Source organism: Porphyrobacter sp. CACIAM 03H1 (assembly GCF_002215495.1).
Classification (GTDB): domain Bacteria; phylum Pseudomonadota; class Alphaproteobacteria; order Sphingomonadales; family Sphingomonadaceae; genus Erythrobacter.
Map to the genome: position 1 here is coordinate 3,483,792 of NZ_CP021378.1, position 7,579 is coordinate 3,491,370.

Genomic DNA, 7,579 nt, shown 5'->3' on the forward strand with positions numbered 1-7,579 from the left:
TTGGGTGATAGGCTGGAGGGGTGATCAGGCGCCCTGCGGCGCCTCGTCGCTCTTGCCGCCAAAACGCTTGCCCGCCTTGGGGATCGCCGAGCCGCGGACCGGCGCCGTCACCGAAGGACCGCGCGGCGTGTCGGGACGGTCGATCCGGCCGTTCTCGAGCAGCGTGTTGATCTCCTCGCCGGTCAGCGTCTCGTATTCGAGCAGCGCCTGGGCGAGCAGGTGGAGCTGGTCTTCATGGGTGGTGAGAATGTCGGTAGCCCGCTTGTGGGCGCCTTCGACGAGGCCCTTGATCTCGTTGTCGATGAGCTCGTTGGTCGAGCCCGAACGGAAGGTCCGCTGCGCCGCGCCCATCCCGAGATAGCCTTCGGACTGCTCCTCGTATTGCAGGGGGCCCAGCTTTTCGGACATGCCCCACTGGGTCACCATATTGCGCGCTAGGCTGGTCGCATACTGGATGTCCGACGAGGCGCCAGAGGACACCTTGTCATGACCGAAGATGATCTCCTCCGCCACGCGCCCGCCCATCGCGACCGAGAGGTTCGCATGCATTTTGTCGCGGTGGTAGGAATAGGAGTCGCGCTCCGGCAGGCGCATCACCATGCCAAGGGCCCGGCCGCGCGGGATGATCGTCGCCTTGTGGATCGGATCGGAGGCCGCCTCGTGCACCGAGACGATCGCGTGGCCGGCCTCGTGATAGGCGGTCATCTTCTTCTCGTCGTCGGTCATCACCATGGAGCGCCGCTCGGCGCCCATCATGACCTTGTCCTTGGCGTCCTCGAACTCCTGCATCGCCACCAGCCGCTTGTTGCGGCGCGCGGCTAGCAGCGCGGCTTCGTTGACGAGGTTGGCAAGATCAGCACCCGAGAAGCCCGGGGTGCCGCGCGCGATCACGCGGGGGTTCACGTCGGGGGCGAGCGGCACCTTCTTCATGTGCACGCCGAGGATCTTCTCGCGCCCGTCGATGTCGGGCACCGGGACCACGACTTGGCGGTCGAAGCGGCCCGGACGCAGCAGCGCCGGATCGAGCACATCGGGACGGTTTGTCGCGGCGATGATGATGATGCCCTCGTTCGCCTCGAAGCCGTCCATCTCGACCAGCAGCTGGTTGAGGGTCTGCTCGCGCTCGTCGTTGGAATTGCCGAGGCCGTGGCCGCGGGACCGTCCAACCGCGTCGATTTCGTCGATGAAGACGATGCAGGGCGCGTTCTTCTTGGCCTGTTCGAACATGTCGCGCACGCGGCTCGCACCGACGCCCACGAACATCTCGACGAAGTCCGAGCCCGAAATGGTGAAGAACGGCACGCCCGCCTCACCCGCGATGGCGCGGGCGAGCAGGGTCTTGCCGGTGCCGGGCGAGCCGACCAGCAGCGCGCCCTTGGGAATCTGGCCGCCGAGCTTGGAGAAACGCTGCGGATCGCGCAGGAACTCGACGATCTCCTGCAGCTCCTCGCGCGCCTCGTCGATGCCGGCGACATCGTCAAACGTCACGCGGCCCGAACGCTCGGTCAGCATCTTGGCCTTGGACTTGCCGAAGCCCATCGCGCCGCCGCCGCCGCCCTTCTGCATCTGCCGAAGGGCGAAGAAGGCGATCCCGAGGATCAGGATGAATGGCAGCGAATTGAGCAGGATGAACAGGAACACGTTCTGCCCTTCGCGCTGCTTGCCGGTGAAGCGCACGCCGTTGTCTTCCATCAGCTTGGTGATCTCGACATCGTTCGGCACGGGGACGGTGCTGAAGGTCTCCCCGTTCTTGAGCGTGCCGGTGATGAGCTCCTCGCCCATCTGCACGTCCTGCACTTCGCCCTCGGCCACCGCCGCGCGGAAGTCGGAATAGCGGATGCCGGTGCCGGCCGTCTGGCCGGCATTGCTGAACATCGTAACCACCAGCAGCAGGGCAAGGAAGATCCCGCCCCAGATCATCAGCTGCTTGACCCAGGGGTTGGGGCCATCGCCTTGCGGCTGGGGATCATTGGGCTGGCTCATAGCGGCAGATTCCTTTCGTCAGCTACGCAATGTAGGACGCAAGCGGTGAATGACAAGATAATGCGCGCGGGCGCCAATGCTCGCATCTTTCGAACAGGGTGATGCAGATTATCGATCTGGCGCAGTGCCATACGCAGCGAGGAACACCTCGACTGCGCCCGCAATGCGCCCGTCGCGTTCGGCAGGAGTCGGGACGGCACCAAACCGGCGCTCGAGGTCGCCCATGCCCTTGACCATCGCGACGAATTGTTCGGCCGCCAGCATCGGATCGGCGATGGCGAGTTCGCCTTCTGCTGCGGCGTGAGCGAGCCAGGCGGCGAAGCCTTCCTTCATGCGCCAAGGCCCGGCTTGCAGAAAGGCGAGGCCGAGCGCCGGTTCGGCCTCCGTCTCGGCCGCGATGCGGCGTTCGAAACGGATCATCTCGGGCCGCGAGAGGAAGGCGAAGATCGCTTCCCCGATCGCGGTCAGGCGCTCGGCGATGGTCCCCTGCGGCATGGCTTCGATGGAGAAGTGCCCGCGCATCTTCTCGCATTCGCATTCGACCGCCGCGGCGAAGAGGGCACGCTTGTCGCCGAACTGGTTGTAGATCGTGACCTTGGAGACCCCGGCATCGGCAGCGACCTGCTCGATCGCGGTAGCGGCGAAGCCGTGATGAAAGAAGTGGTGCGCGGCTGCATTGACGATCGCGGCGCGCTTGGCGGCATTGAGCGGCCTTCCGGCCTTTCGGACGACAGGTTTTTTTTCAGGACTGGCCGAATGCCCGATTGACAAAATGAACGGCTCCGTTCAGTTAAACGCGACCGTTCAATAATGCAGCGAGTCTCTCCCTCGCGCAACCCCGACTGAAGACAAAGGTTCCGCCCACGTGCTCTGGATCGCAATCAGGATGCTCACCGGGGATGCCCAGAAGTTCTACGGGCTGTTGTTCGGCATCGGTTTTTCGACCCTGCTCATCACCCAGCAGATGACGATCTTCGTGAACCTCGTCGAACGCGGGGCGAGCGGGGTCTACAACGCGCCCGAGGCGCAGGTTTGGGTGATGGACCCGGTCAGCCGCACCACCGACGTCAGCTACGCCATGCCCTCGACCGCGCTCGATAAGGTGCGTTCGGTGCCGGGCGTGGAATGGGCGGTGCCGCACCTGCGCGCGGTTGCCAATGTCCGCACTGCCGAAGGCGACCTCGAGGGCGTTACGGTGATTGGGGTCGATGATGCGACGCTGATCGGTCTGCCCAAGCGTATGGCGGTGGGTGACAAGTCGGTGTTCTTCGCCCCCGATACGGTCGTGATCGACGATGTCGGCGTCGACCGCCTGTTCTCGAACGGGGCGAGCCCGCTGGGCGAGCGGCTCGAGCTGAACGACCAGCGCGCGATCATCCGCGGCATCGCTGACGCGATCCCCTCCTTCACCAGCCAGGTCACGCTCTACACCCGCTATTCGAGCGCGCTCAATTTCGTCCCCGGCACCCGCAACCGCCTGTCCTTCGTGCTGGTCGGCATCCGCGCGGGCGAGACCCCCGAAGGCGTCGCGGCGCGGATCGAGCGGGAAACCGGCCTCAAGGCCGAGACCCGCGCCGAACTGGCCCGCGCCGGGGTCGACTTCATCATCGAGAACACCGGCATCCCGATCAATTTCGGGATCACCGTGTTCCTCGGCTTCGTCGTCGGGGTGGCGATCGTGGGCCTGACCTTCAGCCTGTTCCTGCGCGACAACATCAAGCAGTTCGGCGCGCTGAAGGCGATCGGCGTGACCAACAGCAAGATCATGCAGATGGTCGCGGCGCAGGCCGGGATGGTCGGCTCCATCGGCTACGGGCTCGGCGTGGTCGGCACGGTCGCCTTCATCAAGGGCTTCGGCTCCAACCCCTTCTTCAAGGGTTTCTACATTCCCTGGCAGATCCCGCTGATCAGCCTTGTCGCGGTGGTGGTGATCCTTGCCATCACCGGCTTCGTGGCGATCCGCAGCGTGCTCAGGACCGAACCGGCGGCAGTGTTCCGGTGAGCGAGGCAGGCATCATGGACACGGCCCGAACTCCCGGCTGCGATGCCGAGGCGGCGATCTGCGCGCGCGGCATCACCCGCGACTTCGAGGCCGGGCAGACCACCATCCGCGTGCTCCACGGCATCGACACCGACATCCGCCCGGGCGAGCTCACCTATGTCGTGGGCGAGAGCGGGTCGGGCAAGACGACGCTGATCTCGATCATGTGCGGGATCCTCTGGCCGACCGAGGGCGAGGTGAAGGTGTTCGGCACCGACATCTACAAGCTGACCGACACCGAGCTGGTCAATTTCCGCCTCAAGAACATCGGCTTCATCTTCCAGCAATACAACCTCATCCCCTCGATCGACGCCGCTGCCAACGCCGCCGTGCCGCTGATCGCGCAAGGGGTCCCGATCGACGAGGCGCGCGAGCGGGCCAAGGTGCTGCTCGAGAAGCTCAACATCGGCAACCAGGCCGACAAGCTTCCGCGCCAGCTTTCGGGCGGGCAGCAGCAGCGCGTCGCCATCGCCCGCGCGCTGGTGCACGAGCCGCGCCTCGTGGTGTGTGACGAGCCGACCGCGGCGCTCGACGCCTCATCGGGGCGGCGCGTGATGGACCTGCTGCGCGAGGTCGCCGTCTCGCCTGACCGTGCCTGCATCATCGTCACCCACGACAACCGCATCTTCGATCTCGCCGACCGCATCATCGTGCTGGAAGACGGGCGCATCACCCATGACGGGACCGAGATGCCCGATGACCACTGACACCCCATCCCTCCCGAACCTGCCGAGGCCGCAATGTTCCGCAACCTAAGCTTCGCCCGCCAGATCCTCCCGGCCCTCGCGCTGATCGGCCTCGCCGTCGCCGCATGGATCATCCTCGTCGGCCTGCCTGACCGCTCGACCGCCGAGCCGGCCGAACAGCCGCCCAAGGCGGTCGGCGACCTCGCCGGGAAACCGCGCGTGGCAGGCGCGGGGATCGTCGAGCCGGCGAGCGAGGTGATCGACATCGGCTCGGCCCTCTCGGGCCTCGTCACCGAGGTGCGGGTGCGCCCGGGCGACCGGGTCGCGAAGGGCGAGGTGCTGTTCACCGTCGATGCCCGCGCCGCCCGCGCGAGCCTCGACCAGGCCGAAGCCGCGATCCGCGAGGCGCGCGCCTCGATCGCCGAGGCGGGCGCCGCGCAAAGGACTGCGCGCCAGCAGCTCGATCTCTACCGCAACCTCGCCGATCCCGCCGCCGTCAGCCGCTCGGAAGTGATCCGCGCCGAAGGCGAGGAAGCCGCCGCGACCAGTCGCCTCGGCCTCGCCCGCGCGCGCCTCGCCAGCGCCGAGGCCGCCGCCGCCGCCGCGCGCACCGAGATCGAGCGCCTCACCGTGCGCGCGCCGATCGCAGGCGAGATCCTCGCGGTGAACATCCGCTCGGGCGAGTTCGTCTCCACCCAGGGCGGGGGCAACAGCGCCCCCTTCATCCAGATGGGCGAGACCAACCCGCTCCACGTGCGTGTCGACATCGACGAGAACGAGATCGCCCGCGTGGCGCTCGGCCAGCCCGCCGTCATCTCCCCGCGCGGCGCGGCCGAGATGCACGTCAAGGCCACCTTCGTGCGCGCCGAGCCGCAGGTGGTGCCCAAGCGTTCGCTCACCAACTCCGCCGCCGAACGCGTCGATGTGCGGGTGCTCCAGCTGATCTATGCCCTGCCGCCCTCGGACGCCTTCCGCGTCGGCCAGCAGATCGACGCCTTCATCCCCGCCAAGGCCGGCGCGGCCGCCAAGTCGGAGGGCTGAGCCCATGCGCCGCGCCCCGCGCCTCGCCGCCGCGCTTCTGCCGCTGGCCCTTGCGGCCTGCGCGCTCCAGCCCGCGCCGGAGATCGCCACCCCGACCCCCGAGCTGCCGCCCGCCTTCTTCTTCCGCCCCGAAGCGGGGGCCGGGGCCGAGCTTGCCGCGCTACTGCCGCAGGACGACCCGGCGTGGCAGACGCTCTCGCAGGCGGCCATCGCCGAGGGCCCGAGCCTTGCCGAGGCGCTCGCCCGGATCGACACCGCCCGTGCCGGCGCGCGCCGCGCCGGGGCCGAACGCCTGCCCAACATCACCGCCGACACAAGCGTCACCCGCAACCGGATCAACCCGGCGCAGTTCGGCCAGGCCGGCCAGCAGGGCTTCATCCCGCGCGAGCAGACCTCCTACGGGGCGAACATCAACGCCACCTGGGACATCGACCTGTTCGGCCAGCTCAAGGCCGAGGAACGTGCTGCCCTCGCCCGGATCGACGCCGCCTCCGCGCAGGCGCAGGGCGTGCGCCTCGCCCTGCTCGCCGAGATCGCCGCGAGCATCACCGACTGGCGCACGCTCGACGCGCGCGCCGTGGCGATCAAGGCCGATGCCGCCGCCGCGCGCCAGCTTGCCGCCCTTGCGAAGACGCGCGAGGACGCCGGTATCGCCCCCGGCTTCGACCGCGTGCGCGCCGATGCGACCGCCAGCTCCTCGGCTGTGCGCCTCGCCGCGCTGGAGAGCGAGCGGGCACGGCTGGTCGGCCGACTGGTGACGCTCACCGCGCAGGATGCCGACACGGTGCGTGCCGCGCTGGCCGCCCCCGCCCCTGCGCTGGCCCTCGCTTCCGCACCCGCCGCCCTGCCCTCCGAACTACTCGCCAACCGGCCCGATGTCGCCGCGGCCGCCGCGAACCTCGCTGCCGCCGACGCCGACCTCGCCGCCGCCGCCCGTGCGCGCTTCCCGCGCATCACGCTGTCAGGGGTGATCGGGCTGCTGTCGTTCCGCCCGCAAGACTTCTTCGACGACTCAATCGTCGGCACCCTCTCCGGCGGAATCGCAGGCCCGCTGCTCGACTTCGGGCGGGTGGGCGCCGGGATCGACGCGGCCGCAGGCGACAAGCGCGCCGCCTTCGCCGCCTATCGCGGAGCGGTGTTCACCGCACTGGGAGATGCCGAGGCGGCCTATGGCACACTCACCGCCGCCGATGCCGAGGCGCGGCTTTCGGTCGACGAACGCGACCAGCTCGCACGCGCCGCAAGCCTCGCCGAAACCCGCTACCGCGCAGGGCTCGCAAGCTTCCTCGAAGTGCTCGAAGCACGCCGCGCCGCCGACGCCAGCGGCGAACGCGCTGCGGCGGCGCTGGGCCGGGCGGCGCGGGCGCGGATCGTGCTGTGGCAGGCGCTGGGTGGTGAGGTGCTGGAGGTCGTATCCGCCGCCTGAGACGCGGCGCGTTTCCTGCGTAGCGGCGATTCGCTATCGCTGGGTCTGGTTCTGGGACTTAGCGGTCATTCCCAGTTTACGTATTCTGCGACAGGTCTTGAGCCGATTGTGTTGAGAAACTCGGCCTTGCAATGGCGCTAAAGTATTGATTCTATGTCTCTGCAGGCAAGCGGAGATGTCGGGATGATGGGCGAGCGGACGGTGGCGCAGGAGGCGCTGTTCTACAGCTTCAACCTGGAACGGCATGTGCCGGCGGATCACCTGCTGCGCTCGATCGACCGGTTCGTTGACCTGTCGGGCATTCGCGAACATTTGCGGCCTTTCTATAGTGCGACCGGTCGGCCCTCGGTCGATCCCGAGCTGATGATCCGGATGCTGATCATCGGCTATTGCATGGGCATT

General features: G+C 68.0%; 7 protein-coding genes. 5 read left to right on the plus strand and 2 right to left on the minus strand.

Annotation, left to right across the window (positions count from 1 at the left end; genetic code table 11):
• Nucleotides 1–24: 24 nt before the first annotated feature.
• Entirely contained in the window at nt 25–1,983 is a 1,959-nt protein-coding gene (gene ftsH, locus CBR61_RS16520; protein WP_088915347.1) for an ATP-dependent zinc metalloprotease FtsH, read from the minus strand.
• A gap of 108 nt (nt 1,984–2,091) precedes the next feature.
• Nucleotides 2,092–2,754 (minus strand): TetR/AcrR family transcriptional regulator, encoded by a 663-nt coding sequence (locus CBR61_RS16525; protein ID WP_088915348.1) that lies wholly within the window; start codon nt 2,752–2,754, stop codon nt 2,092–2,094.
• A 94-nt stretch (nt 2,755–2,848) separates the two neighbouring features.
• Between CBR61_RS16525 and CBR61_RS16530 the strand changes: the two genes are divergently transcribed.
• From CBR61_RS16530 to CBR61_RS16550, 5 genes are all read left to right on the plus strand, one after another.
• Nucleotides 2,849–3,985, plus strand: a complete 1,137-nt coding sequence (locus CBR61_RS16530) for an ABC transporter permease (protein ID WP_088915349.1) — start codon at nt 2,849–2,851, stop codon at nt 3,983–3,985.
• A gap of 14 nt (nt 3,986–3,999) precedes the next feature.
• Nucleotides 4,000–4,731, plus strand: coding sequence for an ABC transporter ATP-binding protein (locus CBR61_RS16535; RefSeq protein ID WP_088915698.1), 732 nt, complete (start codon nt 4,000–4,002; stop codon nt 4,729–4,731).
• A gap of 33 nt (nt 4,732–4,764) precedes the next feature.
• Nucleotides 4,765–5,751 carry an efflux RND transporter periplasmic adaptor subunit gene (locus CBR61_RS16540; RefSeq protein WP_088915350.1) on the plus strand — a complete coding sequence of 329 codons (987 nt, stop codon included), beginning with the start codon at nt 4,765–4,767 and terminating at the stop codon, nt 5,749–5,751.
• A gap of 4 nt (nt 5,752–5,755) precedes the next feature.
• Nucleotides 5,756–7,177 (plus strand): efflux transporter outer membrane subunit, encoded by a 1,422-nt coding sequence (locus CBR61_RS16545; protein ID WP_088915351.1) that lies wholly within the window; start codon nt 5,756–5,758, stop codon nt 7,175–7,177.
• A 183-nt stretch (nt 7,178–7,360) separates the two neighbouring features.
• Nucleotides 7,361–7,579 (plus strand): transposase (locus CBR61_RS16550; protein ID WP_172836025.1); only part of this gene is annotated, 219 nt, incomplete at its 3' end.

What these genes read in the sequence shown, in the direction of transcription:
- ftsH (WP_088915347.1), bottom strand. Translation starts at nt 1,983, where the DNA reads ATGAGCCAGCCCAATGATCCCCAGCCGCAAGGCGATGGCCCCAACCCC.
- CBR61_RS16545 (WP_088915351.1), top strand. Translation starts at nt 5,756, where the DNA reads ATGCGCCGCGCCCCGCGCCTCGCCGCCGCGCTTCTGCCGCTGGCCCTT.
- CBR61_RS16535 (WP_088915698.1), top strand. Translation starts at nt 4,000, where the DNA reads ATGGACACGGCCCGAACTCCCGGCTGCGATGCCGAGGCGGCGATCTGC.
- CBR61_RS16540 (WP_088915350.1), top strand. Translation starts at nt 4,765, where the DNA reads ATGTTCCGCAACCTAAGCTTCGCCCGCCAGATCCTCCCGGCCCTCGCG.